Here is a 20,112-nt window from a genome sequence, read left to right on the forward strand (position 1 = left end):
TTAAGCCTCCTTCTGGTTTGGTGCTTTACACAAGCGGTCAAGAATGATGGCGACGAGTACAATCGCTAAACCCGCTTCAAAACCTTGCGAGATGTTTACGGTATTCAGTGCACGTACGACTGGCTTACCAAGTCCATCAGCACCAACAAGTGCCGCAATGACCACCATAGAGAGAGACAACATAATACATTGCGTAACACCGGCCATAATACTTGGTAATGCCGCAGGTAACTCTACCTTAAACAGCAGCTTCATGCGGCTTGCACCAAATGCTTTGCCCGCTTCAAGTAGCTCCTCCGGCACTTTAATAATACCGAGGTACGTCAATCGAATTGGCGCAGCGATAGCGAAAATGATGGTCGAGATTAGGCCAGGGACAATACCTAAGCCAAACAGAACCAAAGTTGGAATTAGGTAAACGAATGTCGGTACGGTCTGCATCAAATCGAGGATTGGTCGCAACAAGGTGTATAACCAAGGACGGTGTGCCGCCATAATGCCCAACGGCACGCCAATTAATACGGAAATCGTTGTCGCTGCAAACACAAGGACAAAGGTTTCCAGCATTTCTTGCCAGTAACCAAGGTTGAGAATTGCGAGCAAGGCCAACACGATGAATACAACAAGCGGAATGCTGCGGTGTAAGAACCAAGCAATTGCCGCCGTCATAATGATTGGCGCTGCAGGTGGCATCCATTTAAAAATGTCCACCACGAAAAGAATGATCGTTTCAAGTGTAATAGAGATTGCATCGAAGAAACCCGATGCATTGATGGTTAACCAATCGACGCCAGTTTCCATCCATTGGCCCAACGGTAGTTTGTTGTCCGTAATAAAATTCAAAATAAAACCTTTGTGTTAATGAAGCGGGCATGACTGCCCACTTTCTTTTTCAAAAAAACGCGCTTAAAAACTGCTTAATTAAGCGTTAGTTTTTAAATAGTTTGTAATTGCTGTTACTGCGTCTTGACCATCCACCGTCTTAACGCCTTCTAGCCACGCTTCAATTTGTTCTTGGTTTGAGTTCAACCATGCTTGCGCTGCTTTCGACGGTTTCTGCTTCTGGTTGAGAATCGCTTCCATCAATTCGTTTTCCATTTCTAGGTTGAATTCTAGGTTTTTCACTAGCTGACCTACATTTGGACACTCAGCAAGGTAGTTTTTACGTACGTTTGTGTACACATTCGCGCCGCCGTAGTTAGGGCCGAAGAAGTCGTCACCACCCGCTAGGTATTCCATTTCAACGTTGCTGTTCATTGGGTGCGGGGCCCAACCTAGGTACACAATCCATTGGTTGCGGCGCGCAGCACGTGATACTTGAGACACCATGCCAGCTTCACTGGATTCAACTAGGCTGAAGTCTTTTAGGCCGAATGCGTTGCTATCAATCATTGATTGAATTAAGCGGTTACCATCGTTACCTGGTTCAATGCCGTAAATGCGGTCTTTAAATTTGTCGGCATGTTTTACTAGATCAGCGAAGTTGGTCACGCCTGCGTCATAAACGTATTTTGGAACCGCGAGTGTGTATTTTGCGCCGACGAGGTTCGCTCGTACGGTTTCAACGGTACCTGCATCACGGTATTTCGCGATGTCACCTTCCATCGTTGGCATCCAGTTACCTAGGAAAATGTCGATATCACCATTGGCCATAGAAGAGTAAGTAACAGGTACCGATAGTAGATCGGTCTTCGTTTTGTACCCCAACCCTTTTAGCAGCTCAGATGTCACGGCGGTGGTCGCCGTAATGTCGGTCCAACCTACATCTGCAAAACGTACCGTTTCACATTGGTTGGCATAAGCGCCTGTTGCTAAAGTACTTAGTGCGATTGTTGAGAAGATTTTTGTCATCTTAGACATATTGAATTCCTTGTAATGATTACTGACTTTTTTCGTTTTTATGAGATCGAATCGAGATCTCTTTTTGGCGGATGCATTCGTTGCATCTCTTGCCAGTTCGGTGCAATCCAAACTGGTGCGTTGTTCGACGTTTCCAGGGCGTTATCCAAAATCATGTCCGCGGCACGTTCTGCCACCATAATCGTTGGCGCATTTAAATTACCGTTCGGAATGGTTGGGAAAATAGAAGAGTCCACCACACGCAAGCCTTGAATACCGCGTACTTGGCATCGCTCATTCAAAACCGCTAATGGGTCATTGTCTGCGCCCATTTTGCAGGTACAAGATGGATGGTAAGCACTCTCGACATTCTGCTTCACCCATTCATCAATTTGTTCATCCGTTGTGATATTCAGACCCGGCTGGATCTCATCACCACGAAACTCATCCATGGCTGGCTGATTGAGGATCTCGCGAGTAAGGCGAATACAATCACGCCAATCCTGCTTATCTTGTTCAGTGGAAATGTAGTTAAACTCAATCTTCGGCTTATCATTCGGATTCGCAGAGACAACTTCGACCGAGCCACGACTTTCGGGCTTGTTAGGTCCAACGTGCACTTGGAAACCATGACCGTCAAAAGCAGCTTGTCCGTCATAACGCATTGCCGCTGGCAAAAAGTGATATTGAATATTTGGCCACTTTAGTCCCTCACGAGAACGGATAAACGCACATGATTCAAAGTGGTTAGTAGCCCCAAGGCCTTTGCGAGTTAATATCCATTCGGTGCCAATCAAGCCCTTGCTCACCAAACCTAATTTGCTGTTGAGCGTAATAGGTTGTTTACAGTGATATTGGAAGTACACTTCTAAGTGATCTTGCAGATTTTTACCTACCCCCTCCAACGGGTGTTTCACCTCAATGCCCGCTTTTTCTAATACTGCTTTAGGGCCAATGCCTGAAAGTTGTAGTAGCTGCACCGAGCCTACCGAGCCAGCACTCGAAACCACTTCATGGTTCGCAAAACATTGCTGAACTGAACCTGACTTTTCGAATTCAACACCAACCGCTTTCTTGCCTTCTGCGCCTGTTTCTTCTAGTAAAACGCGATGAACCGTCACTCGCTTCATTAGGGTGAAGTTTTTGCGTTTTTTAGCACGGCTTAAGTATGTATTAGAGGTTGAAGCGCGTACGCCTTTGTCAACGGTCATATGCATTGGGCCAAAGCCCTCTTGCTGATAACCGTTGTAATCTTTTGTTTCTGGGTAGCCCGCTTCTTTACCTGCATCAATAAAAGCTTGGTACAGCGGATTGAGCTTCATATCGTTGCCGTTACATGTGCCGACTGGGCCATTATCGCCTCGGTATTCATCTGCGCCACCGACCCAAGACTCTGCTTTACGGAAATAAGGCAAACACGATTGATAATTCCAGCCTTTAGCTCCTTCCTCTTCCCACTGGTCAAAGTCACAAGCGTGTCCACGAACGTAAACCATGCCGTTGATCGACGAACTACCGCCCAGAACTTTCCCGCGAGGACAATGAAGTTGACGGCCATCCAACCCTTGCTCTTCAACTGTCTCAAACTGCCACGCGTATTTTTCAGTGTTCATCGGGTAAGAAAGCGCCGTCGGCATTTGGATAAAAATACTTTTATCCGACCCACCCGCTTCGAGTAATAGGACCGAATATTGACCACTTTCACTTAAGCGATCCGCTAACACACAGCCGGCCGAACCCGCACCGACGATGATATAATCGTAGTGTTGTTGCATTTGATTCTCCTAGGAGTTAATACCAATCACAGTAGATAAGTGAACGAAATTAGCGTAGGAAAAATGCTTGAGAACAAGGCGGAAATTTTCGATAAGTAGTTAGCCTACAATCAAAATTGACAACGCAGTTATCGAGCATTTTAACAAGCTAAAGTGGTCAGTTATCTACTACGATTGGTATCATTTGTAAGGGCTTTCGAAGTCGCTTAGCTGAACCAGAACACTCTTCGTTTGCGTGTAATGTTTAAGGGTTTCGACACCGTTTTCACGGCCAACACCTGATTGTTTGTAGCCGCCAACTGGCATTTCCGCAGGTGAGTCACCCCATGTGTTCACCCAACAAATACCAGCTTGAATTTGATGGATCACACGGTGGGCACGAGATAGGTTTTGAGTAAATACACCTGCCGCTAAGCCATAATCTGTGCCATTTGCACGCGCAATCACTTCCGACTCATCGCGGAATTTCAGCACTGACATTACCGGGCCAAAGATTTCTTGTTGAACGTGGCTCATGTCATCATCGCAATCGACAAATACGGTAGGAGCAACAAAGTTACCATTGGCTAGGCCATTGTCTGTTACTTTGTAGCCGCCAGTCAGTAACGTCGCGCCACTCGCTTTCGCAGCTTCAATCGCTCCTAGTACTTTCGATTCATGATCTTTAGAGATCAGCGCGCCAATTTGCGTGTTCTCATCAAGTGGATCGCCGACGACTAACAACTCAGTGCGAGCTTTAAGTTGTGCAATAAAGTCATCATAAATACCTTCATGAACAAACACGCGTGTACCGTGCGTACAAACTTCACCTTGCGTATAGAAGTTCGCCACCATGGCCGCAGAAACGGCATCGTTTAACTTCGCATCATCAAAAATAATCAGTGGAGACTTACCACCCAGCTCCATCGTTACTTGTTTTAGTGTCTTAGCGCTGTCACTCATGACGACTTTACCGGTGCCTGATTCGCCCGTGAACGATACTTTTGCGATTTCAGGATGCGCCGTTAGCATCTGCCCTACTCGGTAATCCCCTTGTACGACATTAAATACGCCATCTGGCATGCCCGCTTCTGAATAAATTTCTGCTAGCTTAAGCGCTGTTAATGGTGTTTCTTCTGATGGTTTGAAGATCATAGCGTTGCCCGCAGCCAGTGCTGGCGCCGATTTCCACATCGCAATTTGAATTGGATAATTCCAAGCGCCAATACCTGCGCAAATGCCCAATGGCTCGCGACGTGTGTAGAAAAACTGGTCTTCGCTGAGTGGCTGCTGCTCACCTTGCAAGCTTGGAGCAAGACCCGCATAGTACTCAAGAACATCGGCACCTGTCGTTATATCAACCGCGATAGCTTCTTGAATTGGCTTACCAGTATCTGCCACTTCTAATGCAGCCAGCTCGTCATTACGCTCACGTAAAATGGCAACGGCTTTGTGTAAAATACGGCTACGCTCGATCGCAGTCATTGCTGACCATGCAGCAAAACCTTTCTTTGCCGACTCAATCGCCGCTTCGAGATCGTCTTGGTTCGCTTGTTTAATGTTGGCCAATGGCTCACCATTCGCCGGATTGTAAGTGGTGAAGTGCTCATCTGAACACCCGTTGTACATCGCACCATTGATATAGTGTGCTTTCATTTCCATTTTGAAGACCTGTGACTTTTATATTTTTTCAGAATAAAACGTAAGTTGTTTGTCGAGATAGTCGTTGATGATGATTCTCGCTCTTTCGGCATCAATACCTTGCGGGTTGAGCGTTCCGCGCAGCCAAATACCATCAATAAGTGACGCAATACCATGAGCAACCAGTTCGGCCTGCTCTGCATTTAATAATGCTTTGAGTTCTTTTCTTAGGTGGGACAATAAACGTCGTTCATTGACACGCTGCAAACGCTTAAGCTGCTCGTCATGCATTGAGTACGACCAGAACGCTAGCCAAGTCTTAGCAACTTGGTTTTCTGCCTGATAGCCGACAAAGTTACCGTCAATGATGGCATTAATTCTTTGGTGATGAGCATCACTTGGCAGCTCACGTAACTTCTGTGTGATAGTAGACGAAAGCTGACGCAAGATTTCGCGCATCGTTTCCTCCAGCAATCCGTGCTTACCACCGAAATAGTGGTTGATAATCCCCGTTGATACTCCGGCTTCTTTGCTGATTAACGAAATACTCGCAGCGTGTAAACCGACTCTATCAATCACTGACATTGTCGCTTTCACCAGCTGTGGTTTTCTGATTTCAGGCATCCCCACCTTTGGCATTTTGCGTCCTTGTTATTTTTAATTGAACGGTTAGTTAAATATAAAATGCCTTAAAATTAGTTCGAACTCAAATCATTTTTTAAGAAAAGGGTTATTAACAAAGGAAGGAAAGTTGATGGTGTACGCAAAATTTCTATGCGATAACTTGTCGTAAAAGTCAAAGATGCGTTTAAAAATCCAAATAAAAACACAAACAAACCAATAACTTATTTAAGTGTCAATTTTTAACACACCTTTCAGAGAATTGTTTTTCGTGCCACAAAAATCCACACCAGAAAAATTTTACATCGACCACTAATCATTTCACCTGTATCGGCTTTGTTTGTATAAAAAACAGACATACTCGTGTGTTATAGCTTCGTATACACAAGTGACATTAGTACTTTGAAAATGTGGGAGATAAAACGAGTAGATAATACTGAACGCTATGAGTATGTAATTCGATACTCTTAAGCGATTTTGAAGTAATCAGTAGGAAGGATGAGTTCAGGCTCACCGTTTGATGAGCCTGCATTCTTGATTTTATTAGGTCAGCTTGCGCCCTTTCACGCAGTTACGTCCATCCGCTTTAGCTTGATAAAGTAATTTATCTGCCTGATCACAGAGTGATTTAAAATTCATCTCACTATCTTCAATCGTCACAACACCAAAACTACAGGTCACTCTCACTTCTTCATTCTGTTCCGTGACGAACCCATGTAAGGATAAAGCGCTACGTAATCGTTCAGCGGTAATGAGAGAGTCTTCATGATCGGTATTGGGCATCACAACAACAAACTCCTCACCACCAAAGCGTGCAACAATGTCATTTTCACGCACCGTCTCTTCTAGCACTTTGGCAACGCCTGTTAGTACGGCATCACCGAACACATGTCCATAGGTATCATTTACCTGTTTAAAATAATCTACATCGATTAGCGCTAAACTTACCGGCCCCGACTGCGGCTTCTTTGGCACCATTTTCTGTTTATCGAGTTTGCTATCCACCCATTTGTTTAAAGCTAGGTAGCCGTACTTAACTTGCTCGACTTGCTCAGACACAAAATACTGCACCTTTTCTTGCTTAGATTGAGGCGTCGGCTTTTCTTTGCGTTCACGTTTCGTCTCTACGGGTTTAGTGAACCAATCTTCTAAAAAACGGCGATTGAATAAGCCTGTCAACGTATCTGTCTTTGCTAGGCGGCGCATTCTTAAACGTGATCGATTCACAACAAGGAATACCACTGCCATCAAAAAGAGAACACCAATGAGTGCTAGTAGCGCTTCACCCAATAGATAAAAGGTACGACGGTTATTTTCCAGTTCCATACGCTGCAACACGTTGTTCCAGTTGAGATCTTCGTTCTCATATTCAAGTCTTTCTAGCTCAAATAGCGTCTGCTGACGCTCAAGATTTTCAACTTCTCTTTGGTTGCTAAATTGGATGAATTTATCGTGATAGTTGCCGTAAGTTTTATACGCTAATTTAAAGTCATTGCTTCCCGCGTAGGCCATGGCAGCCACTTTTAGTAGTTCCATTTGCTGTTGCTTAACATATCGGCTCTCGATAATTTCCGGCAACATAGGCGCGATCATCGCTAGAAGTGTCTCAAACTGCTTCTGTTCTAGCATATATTCGGCTTGCAACAGCTTAAATGTAGCTAAGTAGGCGCTAGAGGTTTCTCTATACTGTAAGTTCTCCGCCAACTTTAAGTGGCGAACCATCTTATTTTCTTGGTTCGTCTCACGGTATAACGCAGCAAGCTCAAGGTTAACTCGAAACCTAAAGCGCCCGTCACCAATGATTTGCGCGAGCTTTAGCGCTCTCTGATACGATACAATCGCCTCTTCGTATTGGAACTGTGCCTTATGAAGCTTTGCTATCGTTAAGACGCTCAGCAGCTCATTGAACGACATGCGTCTATCCCTAAAATAACGGTACGCTTGTTCCAACAATGCTTCTGAACGGTCATAGCCCTGAATTTTGACCAGTACGTCACCAAGCTCTAGCGCCGCCCGTTCGACCAATCCTTGAACGCCAGAGGACTCAGCCGCATCCATTGACGACATAATTGCGGCATAGGATTTTTTAAACTCGCCCTGCTCATCGTAGTAACGTCCTTTTAGCAACAGGATCTCCGACTCGAGCTGCTTATCGCCATTTTCACGCGATGTTTCCAACAAACTATCCAACGAAGAAAGCGCGGTATCGATATCGCTCTTTCCGACCATAGTTCGCATCTGAATCAACTTAAATAAGAGATACTCATGGCTTTGTGGACGCACAAGTTCCAACCCTTTTTGTGCGACGTTTTGGCTCTCTTCCGCGCGCCCAAGTAGCTCTAGAACCGTGGACTTTGCAAGCCAATAACGTACCAGTAGCTCTGTTGGTTGATTTTGTAGTAGAGAGTCTTCTTCTAACGCCTCAATCAAAGCCAAAGAGCTCTGAGGTAATGCGTAAATTTGATTTTCAATGCCTTCTAGCGACTGTAAAAACTTACCTTCTTGTTCAACCTTTTCTGCGGATGCCTGAATAGAAAGACACAGACACCCCAATAGTAGTGGCATCGTCCTAAGCGAATGAAATAGTGACATTATTGCTCTTCCCTAATGGGTAGTTACTTCAGTGTAATAGAGAATTCTGGTTATTTTATTATTAAGGTAGCTGAAGGTTATTCAGCCAGCCTCATATTCCCATGTATTTTGCGCTGAATAATAAATCACCATCTTTAGATGTCGAAATGGTTTTCGGTCACAATATAATCAATAAGAGTGTTTTTCATACCCCAAGAAGCAAAATCTCATCAATGAGACAAATAATTGTCTTGATTGTGAATTAATGTATTTCCATAAAAATTAACACGAGAGCACTTATTCATACCAAAAATACAAAAGAGTTGTAAATGTAATCGGTACAGCAGCCGTTGCTAAAACATCCATTAAAAATTATCGATAGAAACAATATAAGAAAGGAGGAAGGAAGCGGACAATCAAGCTCGCTCCCCTTTTTAATATGAAGAGGGGCTACATTCGCATTCCGCCATCGACTTCGAATACTCTTCCAGTCACGAACTCATTGGTTAACACGTATTTGATGGTCGAAGAAATTTCATCAGCAAGACCTAAGCGTCCGACAGGAATCATTTTAACTAAACGCTCCATCGCTTCAGGTTTTATTTGGTCCGTCATGGCAGTCTTGATGACACCCGGAGCAATCGCTACTGAGCGAATTCCGAAACGCCCTAACTCTTTCGCCCACACCGTCGCCATGGTGGCTACCGCCGCTTTGGATGCAGAATAGTTAGTTTGACCAATATTCCCCGCACGCGCGACGCTCGATATGTTGATCAACACGCCTTTACTGTCGGTGTTCAGCATTACCTTGCTTGCTTCACGGCCACACAGAAAAGTGCCTGTCACATTCACATCCATAACAGACCGAAATTGTTCCAGCGACATCGCGTTAACCTGACCATCTTTAACTTTGATGAACATGCCATCGCGCATAATGCCTGCGTTATTGATCACGCCATTGAGCTGTTTGAAATCCGCTTCAATTTGCTCAAAAGCAGCGCACACTTCTTGTTCTTCCGTCACGTTCGCTACATAAAAACGAGTGGTGACGCCGAAAGATTCACACTCCGCTTTCGTTTCAGCCAGTTGGTCTGAATTGAGGTCGATAAGCGCAAGGTGAACACCGCTTTCCGCTAGCGACAGCGCCATCTGTTTACCAAGCCCCTGCCCGGCCCCCGTGATCGCAATAACCTTATTTGCTAGATCCATAAGCACTCCTTAGGCCTGATTTTGCTTTTGGTAGAACTCAAACAAGCTTGAAAAATCTTTTTGTCCGTTGCCCTGACCGTTGTGAAAATTAAACAGGTTACGAGCCAAGCTGCCCATTGGTGTTGATGTTTGACTGGTAACCGCCGCTTCCATCGCAAGACCGAGATCTTTCGCCATTAACTGACTCATAAAGCCGCCCTGATAACCATTGCTTGCAGGCGTGTTTTCCATCACACCTGGGCACGGGTTGTAAAGCTCTAGCGCCCAGTTACGGCCTGAACTTTGCAGCATGATGTCAGACAGCACTTTGGGATCGAGTCCGTTTTCCATGCCTAAATTGAGTGCTTCACAAGTGCCGCTCATCAAAATGCCCAACATCATGTTATTGCAGATCTTCGCCACCTGACCGGCTCCGGCATCACCTGCATGGAAAATGTTTTTGCCCATGTGGCTAAGCACCACCTTGGCTTGAACAAAGTTCTCTTGTGAGCCGCCAACAATGAAAGTCAACGTACCTGCCGCTGCGCCCGCAACGCCACCAGATACCGGTGCATCAACAAAGCTGATGCCAAGCTGCAGCGCCTTTTCGCCAACCAAACGAGCGGTCGCTGGATCGATAGTTGAAGAGTCGATTAGCAGCGTTCCAGAATCTACGCTATCTAAGATCCCGTCTTGACCAAGATAAACACTTTGAACGTGTTGGCTAGCAGGTAGCATGGTGACCACCACGCTCGCACCTTGAACGGCTTGTTTTACCGAATCTGCACTCGACGCACCAAGTGCGGTAAGTTCTGCCACAGCGTTTGGATTCAAATCAAACACTTCGACGTTCAAGCCCGCTGTGAGTAGGTTCTTAGCCATAGGCGCGCCCATGTTGCCAAGGCCAATAAATGCAATTTTGTCCATATCGTATTTCTTCCTTGTACTAAAGTGCCGCTATAGCAACCGACGATGCGGTCAGTGGGTATTCTGCTGAGTCAATTGGCGAGAAGAAGCGCTCCAAAACTTGTGGCGTTACGTCAGAAACCGTGCGATGTTGCCAAGTCGGTTGATTGGTTTTATCAATAATCAGCGCACGAACCCCTTCTCTAAAATCACCTTCTAAGCCACAACGTAGTGTTAGGTTAAATTCCATATCAAAACACGCTTTCAAAGAGAGGTTTTGATACTGCGTTAACTGCTGATAAGTGATACTGAGCGACAACGGACTGCCATAATTCAATGCTTTTTGCGCATTGATGAACCACTTATCATCAACGTCGGCACTGCTGATTGCGCGAACAATCGAATCTAAATCACCCGAACAAAGCTGCTCAATCAATCCCGCATATGGCATCAACATCCCTTCGCTTGACTCGTCCACTTGTACCGAACGTAGCGTAGTGGCGATTTTTTCGTTGATGTTCACTTCACCTTTCCAACTTACCGATGCGAGCAGATCCAACAGTGCTTGTTTGCTTCCTGGCTTTGCAATCCATTGGCTTAATCCCAACGCTTTCATGTCTGTCGCGTTGATTTGGCAAGCCGTCAAACTCAGAAAAAGTGCCAAGTGTTTTGGCAACTGATTTAGGAAGTACGTCGCGCCTACGTCTGGGTAAAGGCCGATTTTAATCTCTGGCATCGCAAAGCGTGTGGTGGTTTCTGCTACGCGATGACTTGCGCCCATAAATAAGCCCACACCGCCGCCCATCAGGTAACCATGCCCCCACGCGATGATCGGTTTTGGATAAGTGTGAATAAGATGATCACAGCGATATTCGAGGTCAAAGAAGGTCTCCATCGCTGAAAACGCAGAATCAAAATCTTCTTCTTTGTTTTCAAGTGCACGGTAGATCGCTTGAATGTCGCCGCCAGCACAAAACGCTTTGTCACCCTTGGCATGCAAAAAGACCGCGACGATACTGTCGTCCATTTGCCATTCATTAAGCTGTTTGTACAACTGCTCAATCATTACGTAACTCAGCGCGTTAAGGGCGGTTGGATTATCAAGCTCCAACACACCAATGGCAGAACCGTCAGCACATTCTATCTGTGAAACATTTACTGTACCTGTCATTTGGCCTCCGCTAGCTGTTTGTCCATTGTGGCTTACGCTTCTGCAAGAAGGCATTCACACCCTCAGTCTGATCTTGTGTATTGAACAGCTGTAAGAACAGTTCACGCTCCGAGACCAATCCGGCCGCGTGAGTTTGGCTGCGTCGGCCTTGAATAAGCGTTTTGCATGCAGACACGGATTTCGGCGATTGGCTCGCAACACGCTGTGCAAGTTCCATAGCCGCTTCCAGTGCTTGGCCTTTCGCCACCACTTCTTCGACTAAACCAATTTTTTCCGCTCGCTCGGCCGTCACACGCTCACCACACAAGATCATGCGTTTCGCCCAACCTTCGCCAACCAACGCGGTCAGGTTTTGCGTTCCGCCCGCACACGGTAATAAGCCTACCGATGCTTCTGGCAATGCCATTTGTACTTGTTCTTCTGCGATGCGAATATCACACGCCATCGCCACTTCCAAACCGCCACCCATCGCGTAACCATTAATTGCCGCGATGGAAACGCCATCGAACGCAGACAGCGCTTCAAAGGCTTCACCAAATGCGAATGCCATATCTGCTGCTTGCGATTTATCGCCGGATGCAAAGTTGTTGAGATCCGCTCCAGCAGAAAAGAATTTCTCGCCTTCGCCCGTCAGTACCAACGCATAAATAGAGCGATCATTACTGAGTTCAATCGCCAACTCTTTGAGCTGATTTAGGGATTCAAGCGTCCAAGTGTTCGCTGGCGGATTACTAATCGTGAGTTTGGCGATATGCGCTTCGCGCTCCAATTTGATTTGTGCCGTCATAATCTTTCAGTCCTTTTTATTTTCTTTAGGTAAGGCTGTGTCTCGCTGACTAAAGCAGCTCAACGCCTTCCGTTAGTAATCGTCTTGCGACGATCAGACGCATGATTTCGTTGGTACCTTCAAGGATTTGGTGAACACGAACGTCTCGGAAATGGCGCTCGACTGGATATTCTTTGATGTAGCCATAGCCACCGTGAATTTGCAGCGCCTGATCGCAGACTTTAAAGCCCACATCAGTAGCAAAGCGTTTTGCCATGGCACAGTACGCACTTTTTTCTGCGTGCTGGGCATCGAGTTTAGCGGCAGCGAGTCGCACCATTTGACGCGCAGCGACCAGCTCAGTCGCCATATCAGCAAGCTTGAACTGCAACGCTTGAAATTGCGCCAGTGAACGGCCGAACTGTTTGCGTTCGTTCATGTATTGCTTGGCTTCGTTCAGTGCTTGTTGCGCAGTACCGACGGAACAAGTAGCGATATTGATTCGACCACCATCAAGGCCAAGCATGGCGAACTTAAAGCCTTCTCCCTCTTCACCCAACAGATAGTCAGCCGGAATACGAACATTTTCGAAGGTAATCATGCGAGTTGGCTGGCAGTTCCAACCCATTTTGGCTTCTTTTTTACCGTAGCTAATGCCTTCGCAATCAGCAGGAACAACGAATGCAGAAACGCCACCCGCTCCTTCGCCGCACGAACGCGCCATCACGACAAGAACGTCCGTATCACCCGCACCAGAGATAAACACTTTTGCGCCATTCAGGACAAACTCATCGCAGTCACGCACTGCACTGGTCGTCAGTGAAGCGGCGTCAGAGCCTGCATTGGGTTCGGTTAAACAGTAGGAAGCGAGCTTTTCACCCGAAATTAGATCCGCGCTAAACTGCTGCGCCACTTCGGCTTTGGCAAAGCTGGTGATCATCCACGTCGCCATGTTGTGAATGGTCATAAACGCAGTAGTCGCGGTACAACCCATAGCCAACTGCTCGAAAATGATCGCCGCATCCAAACGAGACAATCCCAAACCACCATGCTCTGGCGGCGTATAGATGCTCAGAAAGCCAAGTTCACCTGCTTGACGCAGTACATCTTTAGGGAAATGATGGTTTTCATCCCACTCGGCCGCGTGCGGCGCTAACATTTGGTCTGCAAACTGCTTTGCTACTTCGGCAAACGCGAGTTGATCTTCGTTTAATTCAAAATCCATCTTGAAGTCCTAAGGTCTAATTCGTTGCACTTGAAGCCAAGCCATCTAAAGGTTTGAAAGGCTTGGCTAGAGGTATCGCTACTTCTGTGACTAGCTCAATTGAATGGTCATATTTGGACCGCTTGGAATGTCATCTTCAAACCAACGCGCAGTGACAGTTTTCGTCTCGGTGTAGAAGCGAACCGCTTGTTTACCGTAAGCATGCAGGTCGCCGTAGAAGCTGCCTTTCCACCCCGTAAATGAGAAGAACGGCAATGGCACCGGAATCGGCACGTTGATGCCTACGTTACCTACTTCGATATTGTGTTGATACTTTCTCGCGGCAGCGCCGTTCGCCGTGAAAATAGACGTACCATTACCAAAGCGGTTTGCATTGATCAGTTCAATCGCTTCATCTAGGTCATCCACTTCCATAGTTAACAGTACAGGCCCGAAAATTTCTTCCTGATAAATCGACATGTCTGTGGTCACGTTGGTAAACAGTGTTGGCCCCACCCAGTTACCGTTCGGGAAGCCAGGTACTTGGCAATCTGTCCCGTCCAGAACACAATTCGCGCCTGACGCTTTGCCTTCATTAATCAGATTCACCACTCGCTGCTTCGCTTGAGGGCTAATCAGTGGGCCATAACCTGCGGTTTCATCGTCCCACGCGCCAGGTTGAACCTGAGCTAACGCCTCTTTAAGCTCTGGAATCCATTCTTTGGTTTCGCCGACAAATACCGCCACCGAAATCGCCATACAGCGTTGGCCTGCGGCACCCACTGACGCGCCAACTAGGTTATTGATGACTTGCTGTTTGTTTGCATCTGGCATGATGACCATGTGATTCTTCGCACCCGCAAATGACTGCACGCGTTTTAAGTTGTCCGTACCCGTTTTGTAGATGTACTCACCAACTGGCACAGAACCAACAAAAGAGATCGCACGAACGACTGGATCAGTCAGAATGCGGTCGACTTGCTCTTTGGTGCCGTGGACAATTTGCAGCACGCCTTTTGGTGCGCCTGCTTGTTCAAACAGCTCCGCCAATTTCATTGCAGTCAGCGGAACTTGTTCCGACGGCTTCAAAATAAAGGTGTTGCCACAAGCGATCGCCATTGGGAACATCCATAGAGGGATCATAGCAGGGAAGTTAAACGGAGTAATACCCGCACAAACACCGAGCGGTTGAATGTAAGAGTAACCATCAATATTGGTTGCGACGTTTTCCACCGTTTCGCCCATCATTGAGCTACAAATGTTCGCCGCTTGTTCTACGACTTCAATCCCGCGCCAAATGTCACCCTTTGCATCCGCAAGAGTTTTGCCTGTCTCACTTGAAAGCAGTATCGCCAACTCATCGTGTTGCTCTTTTAGCAAGTGTTGGTAGCGTAGCATCAATCTCGCACGCTCCGGAGCGGCAACTTCTTTCCAACGCTTGAACGTTTCCGTTGCGCTAGCAATCGCCGCATTCATTTCTGATTCCGTGGCACAAGGTACTTGCGCAATCACTTCGTTGGTTGCCGGGTTAGTTACATCTAGCCATTGTTTTGAGTCGGAGATGGCAAATTCACCACCGATATACTGCTTTACTTGTTCTGTCATGATGACATCCTTGTATTTTTCAGCTTGTTACTGACTACTGTTATGTAAGTGAAACTTTGTTGAGAATGATTTAGCAGATTTCAATCGCGATGGCGGTTGCCTCGCCGCCACCAATACAAAGCGATGCAACGCCACGTTTACCGCCTGTTTGTTTAAGAGCGTGAATCAAAGTAACGAGGATTCGGTTACCACTTGCACCAATTGGGTGGCCTAAAGCACATGCACCGCCTCGAGGGTTTACTTTGCTCGCGTCCAGTTCGAGTGCTTTCACCGCGTATTGTGTCACGACGGCAAAGGCTTCATTGATTTCCCAAAGGTCCACGTCTAATTTGTCCCAGCCCGTTTTTTCCAGCAGCGTTTCAATCGCGAATACGGGTGCGATGGTGAACTCATCAGGCAGTCTTGCATGCGTGCTGTACGCGACAATTTTGGCTAGAGGTTGAAGGTTTTCCTGACGGCCAAATTCACTATCAACCAATACCATTGCCGATGCACCATCAGAAATAGAACTGGAATTTGCTGCCGTTACACCGCCATCTTTGGCAAACGCAGGTCGTAAGGTGGGAATTTTAGTGATGTCGAGTTTGCTCGGTTGCTCATCGTCTACAACCAAGGTGTCACCACGTCGACTTTTTACGTTAACAGGCACGATCTCTTCTTTGAACAAACCTTGCTCAATCGCTTGCTGCGCACGAGTCACCGACTGCTGCGCCCAGATATCCATACTTTCACGGTTGAACTGATACTTTTGCGCGGTTTGTTCGGCAAAGACACCCATCAATTCGCCTTGGTAGGCATCCTGCAAACCGTCATAAAACATATGATCAAGCACTTGCTCATGGCCTAAGCGGAAACCATCACGCGCTTTCTTAAGTAGATAAGGAGAAGAGGACATGTTTTCCATACCGCCAGCGATAACCGCGTGCGCGTTACCAGATTGAATAAGATCATGTGCCAGCATGACGGTTTTCATACCCGAACCACAGACTTTATTCAGTGTCGTACAACCGATCGATTGTGGCATTTCTGCTTTAAGACTTGCTTGTCTTGCTGGCGCTTGCCCCACGCCAGCGGGTAAAACGCATCCCATTAACACTTCGTCTATTTTTTGCACATCGAGTTGGCTTTCGGCTAGTGCCCCTTGGATGGCCTTCGCACCGAGTTCCGTGACATCTGTTGAAGCTAATGCACCTTGAAAAGAGCCGATAGGCGTTCGCTTGGCGGCAACAATCCATGTTTCATTTTTCATTCCATTAACCTTTTGTTGACGTTTATGTCATAACTATACTAACATTTACGTTAACGTCAAGTTTGCGGTTATTGTTTGTTCGAGTGATTCTTTTATTTCGAGTAAATGCGAGTGATATCAAGGCTCAAGAGTGGATGTTGTTTATTTACTTTAACGTTAACGAATTGTATATTCGTATGAATGTTATACGAAAGTCGTAAGGTTAAGGAATGAACACATTTAAGATCAGCGAGCTCGCGAAAGAGTTCGACATTACTACCCGAAGTATTCGCTTCTACGAAGATTTAGGTCTCCTAACTCCAGAACGTAAAGGCAACACTCGAATCTACAATGGTCGCGATCGAATTCGACTAAAACTGATTTTGCGAGGTAAGCGATTGGGCTTTTCTCTTGCAGATATCAAAGAGTTATTTGAACTCTACGATACCGATCAAAGTACTGAGCAGTTGAACTATATGATTCGGTTGATCGAAGAGAAGAAGGCAGCATTGCAACAGCAAGCAAACGACATTCAAGCGGTAATGATGGAGTTAAACGCGGCACAGTTGCGATGCCAAAACACACTGAGATCCATGAAAGGCGAAAAAGTCACCTGACACCTCAGCACTGGGATGTAGGTGACGTAAAGGCAAGGACACGCAATGAAATCTACCTACTCTTCCCTGAACTTTGTTTATGACGAAAATACCGATTTGCTTCGCGAGCAAATCAATAGTTTTGCTGCAAGAGAAATTGCGCCGCTAGCGCAATCTATCGACCAATCTAACGACTTTCCAAACCATCTTTGGTCCAAACTGGGTGACATGGGTCTTTTAGGCGTGACCACCAGCGAAGAGTTTGGTGGTGCAGACATGGGCTATCTCGCCCACGTTGTCGCTATGGAAGAGATCAGCCGAGCTTCCGCTTCGGTTGCGTTAAGTTACGGCGCTCACTCCAACCTTTGTGTCAACCAAATCCACCGCAACGGCACACAAGCACAAAAAGAGAAATACCTACCAAAGCTCATCTCTGGCGAACATATTGGCGCACTAGCGATGAGTGAGCCCGGCGCAGGTTCCGATGTGGTTTCAATGCAGCTTAAAGCGGAACGTAAAGGCGATATATTCCTGTTAAATGGCAACAAAATGTGGATCACCAACGGCCCAGATGCACACACCTATGTTGTCTACGCAAAAACCGACCCAAGCCAGCACTCCAAAGGCATCACGGCATTTATTGTAGAACGCGGCTTTCCTGGATTCACTCAAGCACAAAAACTCGACAAGTTGGGTATGCGCGGCTCGAATACGTGTGAGCTGGTCTTCCAAAACTGCGAAGTCCCTGCGGAAAATATTCTTGGCGAAGAAAACCAAGGCGTGAAAGTATTGATGAGCGGCCTCGACTACGAACGCGTGGTACTTGCTGGAGGCCCGCTTGGCATCATGCAGGCCTGCATGGACATCGTTGTGCCCTATATCCACGACCGCAAACAGTTTGGCAAATCCATCGGTGAATTCCAGCTTGTTCAAGCAAAAATCGCCGATATGTACACGCAAATGAATGCCGCTAAAGCGTATGTTTACGCCGTTGCTGCTGCTTGTGATCGCGGTGAAACCACACGTAAAGATTCTGCTGGCGCGATCCTCTACAGTGCGGAACTGGCAACCAAAATGGCGTTGGATGCGATTCAGTTACTTGGCGGTAATGGTTACATCAACGAGTTTGATACTGGTCGTTTGTTGCGTGATGCCAAGCTGTATGAAATTGGTGCGGGCACTTCAGAAATTCGCCGCATGCTTATTGGTCGCGAATTGTTTAACGAAAGCGCCTAATCATCATACCTAGGCGCTCTGACTCTAAATAACTTCCTTATTCAACCTAAATCTTATTCAACATAGATAAAGACGGGTGGTGTCACCCGTCTACCGAATGGAGATCGGCTATTTATGGCTTGTTTGACGACCAATATTAATACCCATTCAGAGCAGTATCAGGAAAACTACCGCTCTATGGCGTCGCTTGTAGATCAACTTTATACCGTGACTACTCAAATCGAAGATGGCGGCGGTGAGAAAGCCCGCGAGCATCAGCAGAAGAAAGGCAAACTTCCGGTTCGTGAGCGTATTCTTGCCCTACTCGACCCTGGCTCATCCTTTTTAGAAGTCGGTCAGTTTGCTGGCTGGGATGTGTATCCAGATTACGTTCCATGCGCGGGCGTAGTAGCGGGGGTTGGTGTGATTGACGGCACCGAGTGTATGATCGTTGCCAACGACGTGACGGTAAAAGGCGGCAGTTACTACCCACTTACGGTGAAAAAACACTTACGCGCACAGGAAATCGCAGAGAAATGCCAACTGCCGTGCGTTTACTTAGTCGACTCTGGCGGTGCAAACCTACCCCGCCAAGATGAAGTCTTCCCAGACAAAGACCACTTCGGCCGTATTTTCTACAACCAAGCCCGTATGTCGGCCAAAGGCATTCCACAAATTGCGGTAGTCATGGGGCTCTGTACCGCTGGCGGCGCTTATGTTCCTGCCATGTGTGACGTTTCCATCATCGTCAAAGAACAAGGTACGATCTTCTTAGCTGGCCCTCCTCTGGTAAAAGCAGCAACAGGCGAAGAAGTCAGCGCGGAAGATCTTGGTGGCGCAGACGTTCACTGCCGCACCTCTGGCGTGGCGGACTATTACGCAGAAAATGATCACCACGCGTTAGAGTTGGCAAGACAGGCCGTTTCTCAAATCAACCACTTGAAACCCGTCCAACTCAAGCAAAAAACGCCACAGGAACCACGCTTTCCTGCGCGAGAGCTGTACGGCATCGTCGGAACCGATCTTAAAAAGCCGTTTGATGTAAAAGAAGTCATTGCCCGAATTGTTGATGATTCGCAGTTCGATGAATTTAAAGCGCTATTTGGTGAAACTTTAGTCTGTGGCTTTGCCCATATTCACGGTATGCCGATTGGTATCGTCGCCAACAACGGGATTCTATTCTCTGAGTCGGCGCAGAAAGGCGCGCATTTTATTGAGCTGTGCGCACAACGCAAAATTCCTCTGCTTTTCTTGCAAAACATCACTGGCTTTATGGTCGGTCAGAAGTACGAAGCCGAAGGCATCGCCAAACATGGCGCGAAAATGGTGACCGCGGTGGCGTGTGCAGACGTACCAAAGTTTACCGTGGTTATTGGTGGTTCGTATGGCGCAGGCAACTACGGCATGTGTGGTCGCGCTTATGATCCAACCATGATGTGGATGTGGCCAAACGCACGTATTTCCGTAATGGGTGGTGAGCAAGCAGCAGGCGTAATGGCTCAAGTGACCCGCGATATAAAGACGCGCAAAGGTGAAAACTGGAGCACTGAAGAAGAAGAAACATTTAAGCGTCCGATAGCTGAACAGTACCAAACTCAAAGCCATGCGTATTACGCCAGTGCTCGTTTGTGGGACGACGGCATTATTGACCCTGCGAAAACCCGTGATGTTGTGGGTATTGCTCTGTCTGCTGCGCTTAATGCACCAATACCAGACAGCAAATTTGGCATCTTCCGTATGTAGTCAGATGCAATGCAAGCCTTAACTCCTCGCTATCCACCGATGTTTATCCGAGTACTGGTTAGCG

Annotated in this window: 16 protein-coding genes; 3 read left to right on the plus strand and 13 right to left on the minus strand. The window is 46.9% G+C overall.

Going from position 1 to position 20,112, the window contains the following annotated elements:
• From choW to B7360_RS19895, 13 genes are all read right to left on the minus strand, one after another.
• On the minus strand, window positions 1–843 hold the full coding sequence (choW, locus tag B7360_RS19835) for a choline ABC transporter permease subunit (RefSeq protein WP_005392552.1): 843 nt from the start codon (window positions 841–843) through the stop codon (window positions 1–3).
• A 78-nt stretch (window positions 844–921) separates the two neighbouring features.
• Window positions 922–1,860 carry a choline ABC transporter substrate-binding protein gene (locus B7360_RS19840; RefSeq protein WP_085344418.1) on the minus strand — a complete coding sequence of 313 codons (939 nt, stop codon included), beginning with the start codon at window positions 1,858–1,860 and terminating at the stop codon, window positions 922–924.
• A gap of 38 nt (window positions 1,861–1,898) precedes the next feature.
• Window positions 1,899–3,614, minus strand: a complete 1,716-nt coding sequence (gene betA / locus B7360_RS19845; RefSeq protein ID WP_085344419.1) for a choline dehydrogenase — start codon at window positions 3,612–3,614, stop codon at window positions 1,899–1,901.
• A 180-nt stretch (window positions 3,615–3,794) separates the two neighbouring features.
• Complete coding sequence (betB, locus tag B7360_RS19850; protein ID WP_085344420.1) at window positions 3,795–5,255, minus strand: betaine-aldehyde dehydrogenase; 1,461 nt, start codon at window positions 5,253–5,255, stop codon at window positions 3,795–3,797.
• An 18-nt stretch (window positions 5,256–5,273) separates the two neighbouring features.
• Window positions 5,274–5,873: a transcriptional regulator BetI gene (betI, locus tag B7360_RS19855; protein WP_005392557.1), complete on the minus strand. Its 600-nt coding sequence runs from the start codon at window positions 5,871–5,873 to the stop codon at window positions 5,274–5,276.
• 525 nt (window positions 5,874–6,398) lie between these two features.
• Window positions 6,399–8,420 (minus strand): tetratricopeptide repeat-containing diguanylate cyclase, encoded by a 2,022-nt coding sequence (locus B7360_RS19860; RefSeq protein ID WP_085344421.1) that lies wholly within the window; start codon window positions 8,418–8,420, stop codon window positions 6,399–6,401.
• Between the two features lie 456 nt (window positions 8,421–8,876).
• Window positions 8,877–9,635 (minus strand): SDR family oxidoreductase, encoded by a 759-nt coding sequence (locus tag B7360_RS19865; protein ID WP_085344422.1) that lies wholly within the window; start codon window positions 9,633–9,635, stop codon window positions 8,877–8,879.
• A 9-nt stretch (window positions 9,636–9,644) separates the two neighbouring features.
• Window positions 9,645–10,541 (minus strand): 3-hydroxyisobutyrate dehydrogenase, encoded by an 897-nt coding sequence (gene mmsB / locus B7360_RS19870; RefSeq protein WP_085344423.1) that lies wholly within the window; start codon window positions 10,539–10,541, stop codon window positions 9,645–9,647.
• 19 nt (window positions 10,542–10,560) lie between these two features.
• Window positions 10,561–11,691, minus strand: coding sequence for an enoyl-CoA hydratase/isomerase family protein (locus tag B7360_RS19875; RefSeq protein WP_085344424.1), 1,131 nt, complete (start codon window positions 11,689–11,691; stop codon window positions 10,561–10,563).
• Window positions 11,692–11,701: 10 nt separating this feature from the next.
• A complete protein-coding gene (locus B7360_RS19880; protein WP_021449495.1) occupies window positions 11,702–12,478 on the minus strand; it encodes an enoyl-CoA hydratase in 777 nt (258 codons plus the stop codon).
• Between the two features lie 49 nt (window positions 12,479–12,527).
• The gene (locus B7360_RS19885; protein WP_085344425.1) at window positions 12,528–13,682 is read right to left on the minus strand and encodes an acyl-CoA dehydrogenase family protein; all 1,155 of its coding nucleotides are present in this window, start codon (window positions 13,680–13,682) and stop codon (window positions 12,528–12,530) included.
• A 90-nt stretch (window positions 13,683–13,772) separates the two neighbouring features.
• Window positions 13,773–15,266: a CoA-acylating methylmalonate-semialdehyde dehydrogenase gene (locus B7360_RS19890; RefSeq protein WP_029798081.1), complete on the minus strand. Its 1,494-nt coding sequence runs from the start codon at window positions 15,264–15,266 to the stop codon at window positions 13,773–13,775.
• A 70-nt stretch (window positions 15,267–15,336) separates the two neighbouring features.
• Entirely contained in the window at window positions 15,337–16,515 is a 1,179-nt protein-coding gene (locus tag B7360_RS19895; protein ID WP_085344426.1) for a thiolase family protein, read from the minus strand.
• 209 nt (window positions 16,516–16,724) lie between these two features.
• On the opposite strand from B7360_RS19895, the gene B7360_RS19900 reads away from it, so the two are divergent.
• From B7360_RS19900 to B7360_RS19910, 3 genes are all read left to right on the plus strand, one after another.
• Window positions 16,725–17,111 carry a MerR family DNA-binding transcriptional regulator gene (locus B7360_RS19900; protein ID WP_005373242.1) on the plus strand — a complete coding sequence of 129 codons (387 nt, stop codon included), beginning with the start codon at window positions 16,725–16,727 and terminating at the stop codon, window positions 17,109–17,111.
• 45 nt (window positions 17,112–17,156) lie between these two features.
• On the plus strand, window positions 17,157–18,326 hold the full coding sequence (locus tag B7360_RS19905; RefSeq protein WP_047008228.1) for an isovaleryl-CoA dehydrogenase: 1,170 nt from the start codon (window positions 17,157–17,159) through the stop codon (window positions 18,324–18,326).
• A 114-nt stretch (window positions 18,327–18,440) separates the two neighbouring features.
• The gene (locus tag B7360_RS19910; RefSeq protein ID WP_085344427.1) at window positions 18,441–20,048 is read left to right on the plus strand and encodes a carboxyl transferase domain-containing protein; all 1,608 of its coding nucleotides are present in this window, start codon (window positions 18,441–18,443) and stop codon (window positions 20,046–20,048) included.
• Window positions 20,049–20,112 lie beyond the last annotated feature (64 nt).

It is taken from the genome of Vibrio sp. ArtGut-C1, assembly GCF_002105475.1.
Classification (GTDB): domain Bacteria; phylum Pseudomonadota; class Gammaproteobacteria; order Enterobacterales; family Vibrionaceae; genus Vibrio; species Vibrio diabolicus.